This window comes from Segetibacter aerophilus (assembly GCF_007991655.1).
Lineage (GTDB): Bacteria > Bacteroidota > Bacteroidia > Chitinophagales > Chitinophagaceae > Segetibacter > Segetibacter aerophilus.
In genome coordinates this window covers 1-17,699 of record NZ_BJYT01000022.1, presented here as the reverse complement: position 1 = coordinate 17,699, position 17,699 = coordinate 1, and the positions used below count along the sequence as shown (strand labels likewise).

Below are 17,699 nucleotides of genomic sequence, written 5' to 3'. Positions count from 1 at the left end.
GGAATAAAACAATAAAACCCCGTGAAATTTGGGGTTTTATTTTAAAATTTTTTATCAAGAATATAAGGCAGCATATTTCGCCACGTTGGCCAGTCGTGCCTTACGTCGTTACCCCAAACATCCAGGTCACACCAGATCCCTTTACTATATAAAACAGAGGCAAATCTCCGTGAAGCATCAGGCTCTTCATATTCTCCACTGCCGGTGTAAATGTGTATGTGATGGCTTGCTCTTAGCTTATCAAGATAAAAGCTGTCTGATAAGTTTGGTATATAATGAATGGGGCTGTTATAGTATACCTGCTCGTCATAAAATCCGCGCGTGTATTCGGTTAAATCATACACACCGCTCATCGATATTGCACCGTTTATAATATCAGGGCGTTTGCAAAAAAGGTTCATCGCATGTAGTGCACCAAAAGAAGCTCCGCAGGTATAAATAAAAGTTTCATTACTGGTTGCGTTTCTAATAAAGGGAACCACCTCGTCAAAAACATATTGATTAAACTCGTTGTGCCGAATAGCGCGATGAGCAGGCTCCATCTGGTAGTTGAGCCAACTTTCTTTATTCATACTATCGATGCTAAACACCCTCAACTTACCACTATCAATCATTGGCGCCAGCGAATCTAAAAGTTGAAACCGTTCGTACTCGAGATAGTCTGCCGCGGCTGTAGGAATTAATAAAAGCGCAAAACCATAATGTCCGTAAGAAGCTATCGGCATTTCTCTTCTTAGTGCCGGGCTGTACCATGATGTTATTTCTCTTCTCATTGTCTCTTTAAGTTACGGGTGAACACTATCAATCTTTTTAGCCTAATTTTTACTATTCCTTCAAAAGTAGGTAAAGAATAAAAGCTAGCGTTCATAACATAAGAGGTATTTTAAAACAGGCATATGTTCCGTCTTCAGCATCGTTGTGTCACTCCCTTGTACAATTTCTTATGATAGCAACACCTAGTGGTCCAGCCCTGTTACGCCTTAACAAACCTTGTTGACTTCTACCAGTTGCTAAACCTAATTCCTAAACTGTAGGGATATTGTTCCAAACCATTTTCATGCAGCTTTGTAAGGCTGTAGCTTCCAAAAAGCCTGATGGGTCCTATGCCTAGTTCGCCTACATAAGCCAACCTGAATTTTTCAAGGCCAAGATCTCCTTTTGTTTTTTGTTTACCTCTTTCAGCGCTCACTTCCTTTGTGTGGCTTCCAACAAGGTAACCGGCACTGACACCAGCACTAATGCTCAATCCTTTTTTTCTTCCCGGGCTTGTATTTATGTTCAACATAAATGGAACAGTCGCATAGCCAGCATACAGTTTATCTTTCGAAAAGCTGATGCTGTCTTTATAAATGTAGTTGGGAGATTTATTGTAACGGATGCTGTTTTCATATCTGAAATTAAACATCTCCAAACCCAGCCCGTACTTCAGGTTTACATAGCCTTTTGCCAGGTTCAGCCGTTGCATTACCACCCAGATATTTACATTGGATGTTTTAGAAGATCTCAATTTTAAATCCTCTTTGCCTGGTTTGCCACCTGGCCCTACTGATCTCAAAAAGCTTTGAGCTTCTGCACTCGCATAATTTGTTTTGTCATTTACGTTAGCAAAACCCAGATCAAAGATCCACCAGTTGGTACTGATCTTACTTGGCTTGTAAGGCTTTCTTTCAATCGTAACATTGGTAGTGGTTTTCTCGCCGGCATTCTCTCTTCTTTTTTTAATAATAATAAAGTTGCCTGCTTTGATAGTGTCTGCCGTGCTAACAGTGGTGTCTTCGGTGGGCTTTGTCGTTTCTGTTTGGGCAAAGCTTGCTCCTGCAACCATCAAGGCTGCAAATGCCATGTAAATCCTTTTCATTTTAGTATTGTTTTGTGTAGTGTAAGACTATTTGCTTTTTATTTCGAAACCCGCAATTTTAAGGGTTCTTTCGCCGTCGTTGTTGCTATTTTTTCTCTCAAAGAGACTGGCTGCTTTTTTAAATAAACCTTTCAGTTTAGTCTTGTTTATTTCAGCAGATCCTAGGTAAAAAGTATTTTCTTCATCGTTCTCGCGACTGTCTATCTCCCGGTAAACTGCATGAGCTGCCAGCGAAGAACTCTGGTCAAGCGAAGACTTAGCAGCGAGCTTTATTTTGTCAGCATCCTCTTTTACTACGGGTGGATTGCTGTTTGGAGAAATCTTAGCTGACGCGATTGTTTCTTCAAATGATTTTCTATCTGGTGCAGGCCGCTCAATTTCGTCAACAACTTTTTGTGGTGCCTCAACCTGTTGTAATTGACTTTTTTTGTTTCCCGCCACCATTTCATTTGCTAATGGTTTTGGTTCACTGGTCTTTTTTGTTTTCACCTTTGTTGCTGCTGCCACGCTTTCAACCTTTACAGGCACTTTTTTAGTTATTACCTCAATGCTTGTATCAACTACAAGTGGTTGGGTTGGTGCTATCCTAGCCGGTGTTGAATTTGTTATCTTATCAGTACTGGTTAATAACTGTGTAGCCGGAGCATTGTTGTTATTCTGAGTGAAGAACCAGCTGATAGCAATAAGCCCGATAACTGCTGCAGCAGCACTCATCCTCATCCAGTTCATCAATATTACCGGCCTTACCTTTTCATCTTTTTTATACAGTTTTTCTTTCCCTTCAAATATGATTTCCTCTGGTTCTAACTTTGTTTGGTTAAGTAAAGTATACTCACCTTGTAATTCTGGATGCTTCAGCACAAACTTTTCAACTTCCTCGTTTTCCTTGGGGGTAAGTTCGTTGTCAACGGCGAGCAGGAAATAGGTTTCATAATTGTCCTGCGATATTCCTTCTTCCTTATTGTATAAAAGTTCTTTTTGATCAAACTCAACATGCTCACCCGGTAGTATAGCTTGCCTCAACATGTCAAGCTCTTCCGCCAAATCTCCGTTTTCCTGCACGAACTTCTCTACCGCAGCGCGGTCTGACTCGTTCAGTTCGTTATCTACATACAGCAGAAAAAACTCTTCGTAATTATGTCTGTTTATAACCACTGTTTTTATTTTTAAGCCACCTGCTATTTGCTCTCGCCGCTAGCTTTCTGGCATTTGCTAATTGTTTTTCTCAACCGTCAAATTCTTTACATCACATTCTCCCTGCTTACCAGGTAATTCCTCAAAGTAATTCTTGCCCTGTGCAGGTAAACCTTTACCTGGCTTTCACTCAGTCCCGTTATCTTACCTATCTCGTCATAATTGTAGCCTTCATAATCTTTCAGCATTACAAGACTCCGTTGTGTTTCGTTCAACCGGTTAAGGGCTTCACGTAAAGTCTGCTGCACATTCACTCCCGGTTGATAATTTGCTCCCCTGCTTGTTTCTCCAAACTCTTCTGTAAGGCTCACCCGCTTCGACTTTCTTATATGATCAATCATCTGGTTGTAAGCAACAGTAAAAAGGTAAGACTTGCTTTTATCGTTGTCAACAGCATCTCGGTTGCGCCACATTTTTTCAAAAGCGCTCTGCACTATATCACGTGCATCTTCTTCGTGACGAAGATTTTTTACTATAAACCGATATACGTTGTCAGCATACAAGTTCACACATTCATTATATTGTTGCTCAGTCATAAAAGCAGTAATGTTCCGGTTATTTGATATGATACGTGGGTAGAAACAAAAAGTTACAAATTTTTTTAAGAAAATTAATCAGGAGGCTTGTAGTGGATTTCCGGGCAAACGTGAAACACAGGAAATAGTAAAGAAACTAAGAAGATTACGGGGTAAAGTTTGAAATACTGCTGCGGCAAATGGAATGAAGGTGAAATATTCTAAGCAGTACTTTGCACCAAAAGGCAACTAATTTTCTAAAGAGATAAAGAGGTACTTACTGAGTGGTTCAAAGAAAATATAATCAGTATTGCTCACATTAAAGTTGGTTTCCTCATTGTTTATTTTTCTCGTCTCTTTTGTAGCATTTCTCCTGTTTTCGGTCCTTCTCTTCTCAAGAAAAAGCACCACTATCCCTACTGCTAGTATGGCAAGAATAAGACGGAAGTTGGTTTTGTGTTTCATAACAGTATGTTTAACTGTATTCTTCTACGAATTTAATCGTAAATAGTTACATTATTATTTATCTGATTTTTAATTCTGCTGTTTTACAAATAATTAACAAGACTATTAAGGCCGCCGCTATCCATAAGAATTTTCTAACTTATACCTCATTCATAGCCACAACCGACGCAACCATAAATGTCTTCTTAATACTAACTTTGGCGCACAAAAAGTAGATATGAACGAGAATTTCGTAAGCAGGATAGGCGAGGAACTAAAGGAAATAGAATCAGCAGGATTGTTTAAAAGAGAAAGAGTAATCACCAGCGAACAGGGACCGGAAATAACGGTCAATGGAAAAACAGTTTTAAATTTTTGTGCTAACAATTACCTCGGGTTATCATCTCATCCAAAAGTGATTGAAGCTGCACATAAGGCCATCGACTCTCATGGTTATGGAATGAGTAGTGTACGGTTTATCTGCGGAACGCAAGACATTCACAAAGAGCTCGAAAAAAAACTAGCAGACTTTTTAGGTACAGAAGATACCATTTTATACGTAGCTGCTTTTGATGCAAATGGCGGAGTATTCGAGCCACTCTTTAACGAGCAGGATGCCATCATCAGCGATACTTTAAACCATGCGTCCATTATTGATGGGGTAAGGTTGTGCAAAGCGCAGCGCTACCGTTACGAGCACAACAGCATGGAAGATCTCGAAGACAAACTCAAGTCAACGCAGTCATTACGCAGCCGGGTTATCGTAACAGACGGGTCATTCAGCATGGATGGAACAATTGCGCAACTAGACAAGATCTGCGACCTGGCGGACCAATACAATGCTATCGTAATGATAGATGAAAGCCATAGCAGCGGGTTCCTGGGCAAGACCGGACGAGGCACGCACGAGTACCGCGGAGTAATGGGCCGCATCGATATTATCACCGGCACTCTAGGAAAAGCACTTGGCGGCGCAAGCGGTGGTTTTACCAGTGGAAGAAAAGAAATAGTTGAAATGCTTCGGCAGCGCAGCCGCCCATATCTGTTCAGTAACACAGTTGCACCAAGTATTGTAGGTGCATCTATAGCAGTGTTAGATATGCTGACAGAAACAACCGAACTACGCGATAAGCTCGAAAATAACACCAAATATTTTAGGGCGAAAATGACAGAAGCCGGATTTGATATCAAACCCGGCGATCACCCTATCGTTCCAATTATGTTATATGAAGCAACAGTCGCGCAGGAGTTTGCTGCGAAGCTGCTGGAAGAAGGCGTGTATGTAATTGGCTTTTTCTTTCCTGTAGTGCCAAAAGGTTTGGCTCGTATTCGCGTGCAATTAAGTGCAGCACATGAAACGCATCACCTCGATCAGGCAATTAAGGCGTTCACTAAAGTTGGTAAAGAACTAGGCGTTATAAAGTGATCTATATAAGTTAAAGGGCTAAGTTATTTCTGCTAGCGCTTGTTCATTAATAATGCAAATGTCTTTGTCTACAAAGCTTACAAGATTTTCTTTTGAAAGCTCGGTCATAACGCGGAAAGCAGTTTCATAAGTGGTGCCTGCGTAAGAAGCGAGGTCCTGCCGGGTAAGACTAATGTTGAGTACGCCGGCAGGGGTTACTCCAAACCTTTCTTTCAATTTCAATAATCCATAAGCAATGCGACCTTTCACGCTCATGTGAGCTAGGTTTCGCATACGCTTTTCCGATTCCTGCAATTCTTCTGCATAAAACATCAATAGCTTGAAGGAGTAATTGTGGTTGATTTTTAGCGTAGAAAAGAAAAAGTCCAGCTCAATAAAACATGCGGTAACGGGCTCAATGGCTGTCGCAGATACAGGGTAAACAGTTTCTTTTCCCAGTCCGCGATGCCCGATAATATCGCTTGGGCCTGCAAAACGAACGATCAATTCTTTATCATCTGTCCAATGTTTATGCACCTTCGCTTTTCCGGAAACCATATAATAAATACCCGTTACAGGTTCGCCTTCCTGAAAAAGCAGTGCACTTTTTTTGAAGTCAAAAGTTTTCCTGTTAGCGTCAAGGGCCGGTAACCATTCTCTCAAACATCCCCTGCACAAAGAACAACTTTGAAGGTCGCAACTTTTCTTATTCGGCTTCATAGCGGCAAGATAACTCAGATGGTTTTAGCTGCAAGGGCGGCAAGAGTGCTCTGTTGCAAGATACTTTTTGTTGAACAATATTTTGTTGCGCGCATCTGTTCATTAGGCTGCTTTTGTTGTGTCACTCACTTCAACGGTAAATCTTTAATCAGCGCGAAAAACTTCTTAGCCTTTAATCGCCACTTCATCCGCCGAACAAGCTTTCAAGCTTTTGAAGGGCTTTTTCCAAATCTATCCCATCTGCAAGCACACCCGTAAAAATATCGCCTTGCTCTTTCAACCGGTCAACCGCATTAAAAATGGTGAAGCTCTTTATGGTAAGACCTAATTTAATCTCATCCCAGTGAAGCGGCATCGAAACTGTTGCACCTTGTTTAGGCCGCAGAGAGTAAGGACCCGCAACAGTAGCCTGTGGACGGTTTTGTAAAAAGTCGATGTACATCTTACCCTGCCTGTCAGCGACCTTTCGTTCTATGCTGGTGAAATCAGGCAACTGGCCATGAATTAGTTTGGCCAACTTTCGACCAAATTCCTTAGAATCTTCATAACTGTATTTTGCGCCAAAAGGAATATAAATATGCAGCCCTGTTGACCCGGAAGTTTTCGGGTAAGCCGTTACTTCGATCGCATCTAGAATTTGCTTGGTCACACAAGCTGCTTCCATCACCTGTTCAAAAGTATTTTTGTCGGGATCAAGGTCTATAATGCACCAATCGGGATTATCAGGCTTCTCGGTTCTGCTACTCCATGGATTGATTTCAATACAACCCAACGACGCGATGTATAGTAGACTCGCTTCATCGGTACATACTAAAAACTCTTTGTCCCTTCCATCGGTATAGCTGTGGTAAGGAAACGTTTTAATCCATTCCGGCGCTTTGCCTTTTACATCTTTTTGATAAAACGTTTCACCTTTTATTCCATGCGGGAACCGGTTCAGCGTTTGAGGTCTGTCTTTTAAATAGGGTAACATGTAAGGCGCTACCTGGTAATAGTAGTTGATCATGTCACGCTTCGTCACATTATCATCGGGCCAATAAACTTTACTGAGGTTTGTAAACTTCATATCGTGCCCGCCCACATTCTTTACCTGCGTTTCTTCATTAGGATTAAGCAGCGTTTTTCTTTCCTGTTCAACCGGGGTTGCCAATACTTTTTTCTTGACCAGCTTGTTTTCATCATTCACTATTTCCGTAACTGGCGCTGGCATTTCTCTTACTACTTCGGTTGCATTTTTATCTTCACGAAGTCCTCGAAAAGACGGATGACGAATAGAGCCGTCTTTTGTCATTTCGCGATAACTGATCTCGCAAACCATTTCGGGTCTTACCCATACTACTTCAGCCTTTGGCGGATTTGGTCTAAACCTCGAAGCCTTGTTATAAGCAGGAACATGTTTAAAAGGACATTGAGAAATCTCTAACGGTTTAAGTTTCTCCAGGATCTCCTTTTGCAATTTCACGGTGAAGCCCGTGCCGACAGGGGTTACATGATGAAACTCATTACCAATAAACCAACCTAACAATAAAGCACTGAAAGGCTTCGGCGTTCCTTCGTTTTTTGTGTATCCACCTATAATCAGTTCCTGGTGTTTTTCGGTTTTAATCTTTAGCCAGTCTTTAGATCGTGCATCGGGAACATATACGCTATCAGCCTTTTTAGCCATGATTCCTTCAAGCCCCATTTTATCTGCAAGCGCAAAAAATTCGCTGCCTGTTGCTTCAAAATTTTCACTCAGTTTGATCAGACCTTCTGTTGGAGTTACAGATCGTAAAATCTCCCGCCTCTCCTCCAACGGAACATTCATCAGGTCTTTTCCGCCTAGCCAAAGAATATCGAAGAGGTAGTAAGCAAGTTGTCCATCTGCTTCACTTCGCCAATTTTGTAACCCGCTAAAATCCGGAACGCCCTTTTTATCCAGCACCACTATTTCACCGTCAACCACAATGTCTTTGCCCCACTGTTGTAAGGCATTGTACACCGGGTAGAATTTCTCATTAAAAGACTTATTGTTTCGAGACCTTATTTCAACTACGTCTCCGTGTATATATCCCAATGCACGAAAGCCGTCCCACTTCACTTCGTATAGCCACCCTTCTGCTTCTACCGGCTCGTTCACCAACGTAGCCAACATAGGTTTTATGTCTGAAGGAAACGGAGCTGCTTCTCCGCTAACGGATGTATCATTCTTAGTAGGCGCTTTTTTAGCCGGCGTTTTTTTTGCTTTCATATGCTAATGCATTGGTGAATAAATGCACGTACAAATCATGCCACTGTAGTTAATGCAAGAAGCGGTTTGACCCTTTTTAAAAGGGATTCTTATTAAAGCCTTAAAGCCATTTGGTCTTCAGTAAAATATTTTCCTTTCCATTTTATAGCATGTTCTTCAGAGCTGAAAGTTTTAAAGCCGAACTTTTCATACAGCTTTTTGGCGTTTGCGTTATTAGCAATTACGGTGAGATTGATTTGTTCAATGGTACCAATCTGTCTTACTCTTTCGATCACTGCGAGTATGAGTGCCTGTCCAACCCCTTGCCCCCGAAAATCTTTTGACACATACATTCTAAATAAAATCCCTTTGTGTCTTAATTTTTCTCTGTCCTTGCCGTCCCGTTCAAAGCTTACTACGCCTGCAAGCTCATCATCAACAAAAGCACCGAGTGTGAAACTATCTTCTTTATCGCCGGTTGGAAAAGGTGCATGTAAATCATCCGTAGGAGTGAGCCGAAAATTTTCTGCATCTTCCAGTAGACCTACAGCAAGAAACTGTTTGTAAAAGTTTAACTCGTTTGACTTCATTTCTCTTATGTTACAATGCTTCATAGGGGTGCAATTGGGTGCGTGTTTTTGTAATTATTATTTTTATCCGGGTAGCTACCAAAATTACTCAGGAAGATAAAGATTAATCGTTGCAGGTTTTTTTGTCGTAGCAAACACTCAACTACTTAACTTTAACTCCCACCTGTCTTTCCAACTATGAGAAAATTTTTACTTTGCCTGTCACTATTGTCTACAGTTTTTGCCTCTTTTGCAGAAGTACGCTTGCCTTCGGTTATAGCCGATAACATGGTATTGCAACAACAATCTTCTGTAGCGCTCTGGGGTTGGAGCAATGCTTCAGAAAAAATAATAGTAACGACCTCGTGGAATAATAGAACAGACTCGGTCGTTGCAAGCCGTGATGCAAAATGGAAAATAATGGTTCCCACACCTGCAGCCGGTGGACCCTATACTGTTACCATAAAAGGAGGTAGGACGATTACGCTTAACAACGTAATGATTGGTGAAGTATGGGTATGCTCCGGACAATCTAATATGGAGTTCAATTCGTTTTACGCAGGATCCAGGGACATACGGCCGGAATTTAAAAACCCACCTAACAACAAGATTCATTTTTTTCTAGAACAAAAAGCTACCGCCCAATATCCGCAGGATGATTGCAAAGCTCAATGGACTGTATGCGATTCTAATACTTTAAAAAGCTTTAGCGAGGTTGCTTACTTTTTTGCAAAGCGATTGAACAAAGAGTTGAATGTTCCGATCGGGTTAATTGAAGCTGCGTGGGGTGGCACACCTGCAGAAGTATGGACACCGGCTGAGGTCGTTAATGCAGATGACACGCTAAGAGAGTCTGCGCATAAGCAAGTACCACAACGTGGTTGGCCCTTCTGGCCCGGCGTTACTTACAATGCCATGATTGCTCCTGTTACCAACTACAATATTGCGGGTGCTTTATGGTACCAGGGCGAAGGCAACACCGTTGCCCCTAACTCTTATGGCCGTTTACTTACTTCCATGATTAAGTCATGGCGGCGTGCCTGGGACAAAGAGTTTCCGTTTTATTATGTTCAGATCGGACCCTTTACCTACGGAAGCAAATCAGGCAGTATTGTGCAGGAACAACAGGCACGGGTGCAGGCTTTACCTAATACCGGTATGGTTGTCATCACGGATCTTGTACCCGATACAACTGACATTCATCCGCCTATGAAAAAGGAAGTGGGTGAGAGATTAAGTAACTGGGCGCTCGCAAAGACTTATCGTAAAACAGGAATTAACTATGCAAATCCTTCATACAAAGGCATGGAGGTGAAAGGTAATAAAGCAACTATTAGTTTCGACTATGCAGACGATGGTTTAATGGTAAAGGGAACTACAAACTCACAATTGTATATAGCAGGAAGTGACAAGGTTTTTTATGCTGCTGAATCTAAAATAAGTGGAAACAAGTTGATCGTATGGAGTGATAAAGTAAGTGAACCTGCGGCCGTTCGCTTTTCTTTTAGCAGTGCAGCTGTAGGTAATTTGTTTTCTAAAAATGGCTTGCCTGTTACACCTTTTAGAACAGACAACTGGAGTGTAAACTAAAAGGCGTAAGCAGATTATTGCTCCGTAAGTACAAGCGAGTGACACAACGATGTTGAGATAAGCTCACCTGTTTAGCAACAAAAAATCAAACAAACCAAGTAGGGTATTTTTTATTTACAATAATTCGATCATAATTACGTTACGTCCATCTGGGACTTTTTTAAAACACGGGAAATGAAACTATGAAGGCTATCATCGACCCGTCACCGGACGAGCTGTTAAGACAGGAACTTGAAAAATTAAGGGCGGACTATCAGAACTTGTTTGAAGAGAATCCCGTGCCTATGCTGGTTGCAGCTAATCATACTGCAAAGTTCATTGCGGCGAACAAAGCCGCACAGGACAAGTATGGATATACCCTCGACCAAATCCTGCAGCTGACGCTGGAAGACTTGACAAAAAACAACTCCTGTTTCCAACAGCCCCCTCATCGTGCTGATCAAATGGTGCACTACAAAAAGTGCGGCGAGGTGTTATACGTGGAAACGAAGAAAAGCGACATCATTTATAAAAATGTTCCCGCCCAGCTGATTACTATTAACGACGTGACTGCTAAAATAATTGCAGGGCAACAAGAAAAAAAAGCAAAGCAACGTCTAGAAGCAATTTTCAAGGGTACACATGATGCCATATTACTTGCTAACAATGATGGGCAATATGTTCAGGTAAACGAGGCTGCATGTTTAATGTTGGGATATACAGAATGGCAACTACTATCGTTGTCGGTAAAAGACCTGGTGGTTGATATCAAGCCCGATGACAGAAACTTATGGGATGAATTCTTAGACACGGGCAATCAGAAAGGCATCATCGAACTGAAGAAAAAAAATGGCGAGACGATTTTTTGCCAGTACAATGCCACTTCGAATATTTTACCCGGCCTGCATCTTTCCATCATAACCGATATAACCGAGCATGAAATTGCGAGGAGAAAAATGGAGCGGCAGGCAAAGTATGTTGATAATATTATCGAGAGTATTACCGATTGCTTTTTTGCAGTAGACAATAATTGGATCGTTCAATATTGGAACAAGGCTGCAGAGGCGCTATTAAAAATGCCACGGGAAAAAGTAATAGGGCAAAACCTGTGGGATGTTTATAAGGGCGAAATTGACGGACGATTTTACCATCAGTACTTGAAAGCAACACAAACGCATTTACCTGTTCACTTCGAAGAGTTTTATGCGCCAGCAAATATGTGGTTGGATGTATCGGCTTATCCTGCAACTGAGGGATTGACCGTATACTTTCGTGACGTAACGGAAAGGAAGAAGCAGGCATTTGAGATACTCCAGACAAAAAATAACCAGGCAGCTTTAATTAATTCGACCAGCGATCTTATCTGGTCCATCGACAAAAAAATAAAGCTGGTTTCTTTTAATAATGCTTACGAGCAGGCAATAGAAAGGGCTACCGGCAGACAGGCATACGTAGGATTACAACTTCCCGCCGCTTCACATGACCCTGAAACGACTGCGAAATGGAAAGGCTTCTACCAGAGGGCGCTCGGGGGCGAATCATTTAAAGTAGACGAAATAATTTTAGACTTTAAAACAGGAGAGCCAAAAATTGCCGAGGTACATTTTAATCCTATCTACCGCGTTAATACCAATAAGGTGTTGGGCGTTTCCTGTCTTTCCCGCAACATCACCGAGCGTGTAAAGAACCAGTTGTTAATTGAAGAGCAGAATGAAAAACTCCAGTCAAACAAAGATGATCTGCAGAAGCTAACCAGGAAGCTGGAGAAGATCATGAATTCTTCTATTGATATCATTTGCTCTGTTGATAACAGCGGTAGGTTTGTGCAGGTAAGCGAGGCTTCAACTTCTGTTCTGGGATATACTCCCGAAGAGTTAGTAGGCAGACCTATACTAGATTTTGTTGATCCTGAATACGTCGACATAACTATAGAAGCAGGAAAAGAACTCGAAGAGGGAAGAGACCTTACGAGCTTTCAAAATGTATATATACATAAAAATGGTAAGCGGGTTACGTTGAACTGGTCCGCCCGGAAAGATGTAGACGAAGGGCTAACATTTGCCGTTGCGCGCGATACATCGTTGCAGGTGGAAGCAGAAAAACTGAAGGCAGTTGCTGAACAACGATTTACAGCTCTCGTGCAGAAAAGTGCGGACATGATAGGCATCCTCGACACCGAGGGAAATTATATTTACACGAGCCCCAACATCGAAACTGTATTAGGCTATAACCCTGGGTTCCTCTATAACAAAAACGCACTGCACCTGATACATCCGGAGGATGTAGAAATGGCGCGGGGTGAGCTTGAAAAAGTGATCAAAGGCGGAGAGGTGAAGCTCGCCGCGTTCAGGTACAGGCATAGAAATGGAGAGTGGAGATGGTTCGAAACAAAAGCTACCAACCAGGTCGATAATCCTGCGATCAATGGTATAGTGATTAATTCGAGAGATATCACAAACAGGAAAAAGATAGAAGCCGAAAGGGAGTTGATGATAAAAGAGCTGCTTAGAAGTAACGCTGATCTTAAACAATTTTCTTTTATTACGTCCCACAATCTCAGGGCTCCTTTGTCGAATATCACCGGCTTGTTGAATATTATTGACTACACCACGCTGGATAGTTACAACAAGCAGATGATTGATATGCTCGACACTTCTACAAAGCAATTGCAACAGACAATTGACGACTTGTCGAAGATCCTGGTGATTAAGAATAATGTAAACATAGAAATTTCGACGATTGATTTGGAGGAGTCTATCAACGACGTCAAAAGAATTTTCATCAATACATTGAATGATGTTTGTGCGGACATCGTGACTGATTTTAAGATCAGGGCAATCGAATTTAATCGCACATACCTGCAAAGTATTCTCGTAAACCTTGTATCCAATTCAATAAAATATCAGTCACCAAAACGAAACCTGCTGATTAAAGTTTCGTCAGAAGCGGACGAGAGGGGAAATGTAATTTTCAAATTTCAGGACAATGGTTCAGGTATCGACCTCGGCCGCCACAAAGAAAAAGTGTTCGGATTGTACCAGCGTTTTCACGATAGTCTCGAAGGGCACGGCCTCGGCTTGTTCATTATCAAATCACAAATTGTAGCCTTAGGTGGTAGCATTGAGGTTGAAAGTGAACTTGAAGGAGGAACCACATTTATTATCACTTTTAAAAACCAGGCTGTTGGTTTTAAAGAAGGTGGTATCGATGAAATCGGCGCACGTTCCAATCCTACACAAGCATCCTTTGACTTATAGAAGCTTTATCGCTTTTTAGAAAACAAATCAAAAAACGTCTAAAGCGCTACAAACGAACTAGCTCTTATTGTTCTTCCAGGGGATAAACACTTTACCGTTCACTACCTGCATTGGTAACCAGCTATATCGTGAGTCTTCCAGGTTCTGTTTGTTCCAGCGATCAGCCATAAAAAGGAATGCATTCTTTTTGCCTTCCAATGGTAATACAAAAGTACTCTGAGATTGAAAAGTAGTATTTGCATCAGGCCCAACACAGGGGTTGCCTTGCTCTTTCCACGGGCCTAGCGGGGAATTAGCAACGGCATAGGTAGCAGCATTAGGTGACCACCCGGTGCAGCCAGAAGTAATCAAATAATACTTGCCCTCGTTTTTAAACATTCCAGGAGCTTCGCGTCTTCTGCCGACTAAGATGCGTTCATATTTGGTAGTCGGCGCTAAATAATCTTCACTTAGCAAACAAACATGCATGGTATTATTATCCTCTGATGAATAAATCAAATAGGCTTTGCCATCGTCATTTTTAAACACCGTCATGTCTCTCGACATTTGCCCATTTGGTCGTACACTTTTTAAGTAAGTATAAGGCCCCGCGGGATTGTTGCTTACTGCTACGCCTGCCTGAGAATATGAGTAATCATTCGCATCGATGTGCATCCACATCACAAACTTTTTTGTAGCACTGTTGTAGATCACTTTTGGCCGCTCGATTACTTTGCTTGTATCAAGGTCATGAGATGGCTGGCCTTTTACCGCTGCAAGGGCAACACCCTCATATTTCCATTGCTTGAAATCTTTAGACGAATAACAAGAAATACCACCTGCCGGAACTCTATAATCCTCCCACGACTGACCAGGTACGAGCCATGTTTTTCCTTTCTTAATCTCGCCGAATAAATAATAGGTCTTGTTGTGATACAGCACTCCCGCTCCATGTGCATTAATAAAATTCCCATCCGTATCCTTCACCTTCTCCCCCGTAATTACAGGAGCTTGAACGGCTTGTGCATCAACAGCAGTTTTGTACAGAAAAAGGTTTAAAGCAAGGATTGAAAAAAAGAGTGTTTTCATTAGAGGCGGTCGTTAATATGTTTGTCTGTTGCAAAGTACTGGAAGTAAAAATTCAAAATTCAAAAGTAAAAATTAAAATAGACAACCCTCCGGGCCGTCAACTGTCATCTCTCAACTGCCAACCGTCAACCCAAAAACCTTAAACTCTACCCCTTCCACCCTTCCCCCTCATTTTGTATATTTAAGAAACACATATGCCGCGTTCCGTAAACCCTGATATCGTTTCGTTGGTGAAGCATATTTGCTTGTCACTGCAATCTTTTGCAAGAAGCCGGCAAGTGTGTATCGTATTTGAAAAGAGGTGTTCATCTGCCAGGTGTCCTCATGAGCCATGTAAGATTATATATTGTTTATCGCAACTGCTGTGTAGGATCATTTCTTATTTGCCGGCCTCAAGTAAAGTAACTGTGGTTACCGAAATCATTCATACAGATGGTCAGGCTAGTTTCCACATCAATGTCCGCAACACCGGCGTCTGCCTTTCGAAAATAAAGGCAATTACCAATGGCCTGATGCCGGCTGTAGATGTAAGTGTGCCTTCGCCTAATGAAACAGTTTTCACCTTACAGATCCCTCTCACCTCCGCGAAGGAAGAAGCTGTTCAAGACCCACCAATGAAAGTAGACGGTCAACCTGTGCCCGTGTTTTTTGAGGAAGTGCGTAAACGCCTGCAACGATATTTTAGCAGGACAAATAATCACCTCGAAAACGTTCAAAGTCTTGAGCCAAGGAAAGCTGCTTTTCTTACCAGGATCAACGAGTGCATCTTGCAGCATTTGCACCAGGAAGATTTTGACGCAACGGCATTAAGCAATGAAATGGCAATGAGCCGGGCACAGTTGTTCCGCAGGTTGAAACCTATTATTAGCCAGCCGCCTGCTTCCTATATCAAAGCCATCAGGTTGCAAAAAGCAAAAGAGTTGTTGGAGACAAGCGACCTGTCGGTTAGTGAGGTAGCGTATAAGACCGGTTTTAAAACCCCGAGTCATTTCACCAAAGTATTTAACGAGAAGTTCGGTATTCGTCCGTCAGTATTCGCCACTGCTAAATTCGATGCAACAAACAAGTAAGTAATTGCAACAAATACGATAACACGTCCCCTCCCTCGCTGAATACCTTTAACAAAAAATACAACTATGGAACAGTTTAAGAAGAACAAAGAGTTTATCATCGAGTATTTTGCTGCTGTAAGTGGCGTGGCAAAATCAAGGTCTTTAATGGAACAGTTTGCAACTGACCAAGGTCTTATAGGTCATGTTGAATTTTTTGAAGCAGCATTTCCTAAGTACGAAGTCCTTGCTGATGAGATAACGGCCGAAGACAACCGTGTGGTGGTTAGAGCACGTTTTAAAGGTACTCACCAAGGTGACCTTGCCGGCATTCCGGCCACCTACAAATCTGTCGAATTTCCCTTTGCCATTGGTTACGAAGTTGAAAACAATAAGATCGTAAACCATTGGTTGATTGCCGACCAAATGAGCCTGATGGAGCAACTAGGTGCAACTCCAAAAGCCGAGGCAGTGCATTAGGGTCTTTATTAGCAAAAAGATCCTGCACGGGCTGTAGGGTCTTTTTAATTAAAAAATAAAAAGTAAAAATTCAAAAACCAAAACAGCAACTGTTGACCGCCGATTCAAAACCCAAAACCCAAAACTCAAAACCCAAAACTCAAAACTCAAAACTCAAATCCCAAAACTCAAAACTCAAATCTTCCAACTCACACAATACATTCTCCCCTTTCAGCGTTTAGTATGATAGAGGAAAATAAAGATCCATTCATCTTCTTGCATCTGCTGTCACTTCATATTATCTGATGGCCGGTTATAAGTAGTAAAAATGAAAATTTTTTATGAAGCTGCCGGAGAAACTTAGTATCAACACGACCTGTACATCAACTTGCAAAACAGAATTACAGGTCTACTGATACGCCTGATTTTTACTCCATCTTCCTTGCTCATTAGATCGCCGATATACTACATTTCACGGCGATGAGATCAAACTTCGTCACAACACTTTGAAGTTTTTAGAGCGCATTTTTTGTCACCAGGAATATTTAATCAAATAGGTAATACTATTTAAAAATCCTTTAAAGCTCATGCTTTAGAATAGCAGGAAAGTATCGATTACCAAAAACACAACACACGGATATTATGAGAAAAACAATAACAGCCTTTGCAATCGCGGCCATTTTCACAGCGTGCACAAGTAAGCCAAATCCTGCAACAGATGCAGCCAGCCTTATGTCTACTGACACCATGAGTATGGATCACAACACCTCCACTGATAAGAGTGAAGACTTTACTATGAACGGAGTGAGCGACACGATTGTAAGTGGCGATGGCAGCCGTTATGTAAAAGTTGACCCCAACGCTACAGTAACTAAAACCGTAACGACTACTACCAAGACATCGACTGCTTCTGCACCAAGGAGAGCTACTACAACGAAGACCAGGGCAAGTACAGGTTCTACAGGTACAAGTGCCAGCACATCTGGAACCGGAACTGAAAGCAGTACCGGAACAACCACGACCACACCAACGGTTGCCAAAAAGAAAGGCTGGAGTAATTCAGCTAAAGGCGCAGTAATTGGTGCAGGCACAGGCGCAGTCGCAGGTGCAATCATTGGTAAGAACAAAGTAAAAGGTGCTGTTATCGGTGGTCTTGCTGGCGCCGGCGGAGGATTTATCGTAGGTAAAATTTTAGATAAAAAGGCTGAGAAGAATCCTCAATAGGAACGATTTTTTTTAGAAATAAAGGAGGATAAGATGTACGGGCAATTTGTCCGGAGGTCTTATCCTCCTTATTGTTATTAAGAATTTGTATGTGCTTTTGGAGAAGAATTTCAATTGAACATGAGTCGGTATGCCATCATTTGTTCTTTAATTCTTCTT

General features: G+C 41.8%; 15 protein-coding genes. 6 read left to right on the top strand and 9 right to left on the bottom strand.

From position 1 onward, the window contains the following. Nucleotides 1-41: 41 nt before the first annotated feature. The 5 genes from SAE01_RS19935 to SAE01_RS19915 all read right to left on the bottom strand — a co-directional run bounded on the left by SAE01_RS19935 (nt 42) and on the right by SAE01_RS19915 (nt 4,032). The gene (locus SAE01_RS19935; protein WP_147205567.1) at nt 42-773 is read right to left on the bottom strand and encodes an esterase family protein; all 732 of its coding nucleotides are present in this window, start codon (nt 771-773) and stop codon (nt 42-44) included. Between the two features lie 227 nt (nt 774-1,000). Next, a complete protein-coding gene (locus SAE01_RS19930; RefSeq protein WP_147205566.1) occupies nt 1,001-1,858 on the bottom strand; it encodes an outer membrane beta-barrel protein in 858 nt (285 codons plus the stop codon). 27 nt (nt 1,859-1,885) lie between these two features. Continuing rightward, entirely contained in the window at nt 1,886-3,013 is a 1,128-nt protein-coding gene (locus tag SAE01_RS19925) for an anti-sigma factor family protein (protein ID WP_147205565.1), read from the bottom strand. An 86-nt stretch (nt 3,014-3,099) separates the two neighbouring features. Then, the gene (locus tag SAE01_RS19920; protein ID WP_170234216.1) at nt 3,100-3,588 is read right to left on the bottom strand and encodes an RNA polymerase sigma factor; all 489 of its coding nucleotides are present in this window, start codon (nt 3,586-3,588) and stop codon (nt 3,100-3,102) included. A gap of 228 nt (nt 3,589-3,816) precedes the next feature. Next, nucleotides 3,817-4,032 (bottom strand): hypothetical protein, encoded by a 216-nt coding sequence (locus SAE01_RS19915; protein ID WP_147205564.1) that lies wholly within the window; start codon nt 4,030-4,032, stop codon nt 3,817-3,819. A gap of 217 nt (nt 4,033-4,249) precedes the next feature. Between SAE01_RS19915 and kbl the strand changes: the two genes are divergently transcribed. Beyond that, nucleotides 4,250-5,437 (top strand): glycine C-acetyltransferase, encoded by a 1,188-nt coding sequence (gene kbl / locus SAE01_RS19910; protein ID WP_147205563.1) that lies wholly within the window; start codon nt 4,250-4,252, stop codon nt 5,435-5,437. Between the two features lie 18 nt (nt 5,438-5,455). On the opposite strand, the gene SAE01_RS19905 is transcribed toward kbl, so the two are convergent. From SAE01_RS19905 to SAE01_RS19895, 3 genes are all read right to left on the bottom strand, one after another. Then, nucleotides 5,456-6,136, bottom strand: a complete 681-nt coding sequence (locus tag SAE01_RS19905) for a Crp/Fnr family transcriptional regulator (protein ID WP_147205562.1) — start codon at nt 6,134-6,136, stop codon at nt 5,456-5,458. 184 nt (nt 6,137-6,320) lie between these two features. Then, on the bottom strand, nt 6,321-8,366 hold the full coding sequence (ligD, locus tag SAE01_RS19900; protein ID WP_246113290.1) for a DNA ligase D: 2,046 nt from the start codon (nt 8,364-8,366) through the stop codon (nt 6,321-6,323). A 92-nt stretch (nt 8,367-8,458) separates the two neighbouring features. Then, a complete protein-coding gene (locus SAE01_RS19895; RefSeq protein WP_170234215.1) occupies nt 8,459-8,935 on the bottom strand; it encodes a GNAT family N-acetyltransferase in 477 nt (158 codons plus the stop codon). 177 nt (nt 8,936-9,112) lie between these two features. Between SAE01_RS19895 and SAE01_RS19890 the strand changes: the two genes are divergently transcribed. Both SAE01_RS19890 and SAE01_RS19885 read left to right on the top strand, forming a co-directional pair. Continuing rightward, nucleotides 9,113-10,504 (top strand): sialate O-acetylesterase, encoded by a 1,392-nt coding sequence (locus SAE01_RS19890; protein ID WP_147205560.1) that lies wholly within the window; start codon nt 9,113-9,115, stop codon nt 10,502-10,504. A 182-nt stretch (nt 10,505-10,686) separates the two neighbouring features. Beyond that, nucleotides 10,687-13,740, top strand: a complete 3,054-nt coding sequence (locus tag SAE01_RS19885; protein WP_147205559.1) for a PAS domain-containing sensor histidine kinase — start codon at nt 10,687-10,689, stop codon at nt 13,738-13,740. A 57-nt stretch (nt 13,741-13,797) separates the two neighbouring features. Here SAE01_RS19885 and SAE01_RS19880 read toward each other — a convergent pair whose 3' ends face one another. Beyond that, on the bottom strand, nt 13,798-14,808 hold the full coding sequence (locus SAE01_RS19880; protein ID WP_147205558.1) for a glycoside hydrolase family 43 protein: 1,011 nt from the start codon (nt 14,806-14,808) through the stop codon (nt 13,798-13,800). A 194-nt stretch (nt 14,809-15,002) separates the two neighbouring features. Here SAE01_RS19880 and SAE01_RS19875 point away from each other — a divergent pair, with 194 nt between their 5' ends. From SAE01_RS19875 to SAE01_RS19865, 3 genes are all read left to right on the top strand, one after another. Further along, complete coding sequence (locus tag SAE01_RS19875; protein WP_147205557.1) at nt 15,003-15,878, top strand: helix-turn-helix domain-containing protein; 876 nt, start codon at nt 15,003-15,005, stop codon at nt 15,876-15,878. Nucleotides 15,879-15,944: 66 nt separating this feature from the next. Further along, nucleotides 15,945-16,337 carry an ester cyclase gene (locus SAE01_RS19870; protein ID WP_147205556.1) on the top strand — a complete coding sequence of 131 codons (393 nt, stop codon included), beginning with the start codon at nt 15,945-15,947 and terminating at the stop codon, nt 16,335-16,337. 621 nt (nt 16,338-16,958) lie between these two features. Next, complete coding sequence (locus SAE01_RS19865; RefSeq protein WP_218029206.1) at nt 16,959-17,540, top strand: YMGG-like glycine zipper-containing protein; 582 nt, start codon at nt 16,959-16,961, stop codon at nt 17,538-17,540. Nucleotides 17,541-17,699: the final 159 nt, after the last annotated feature.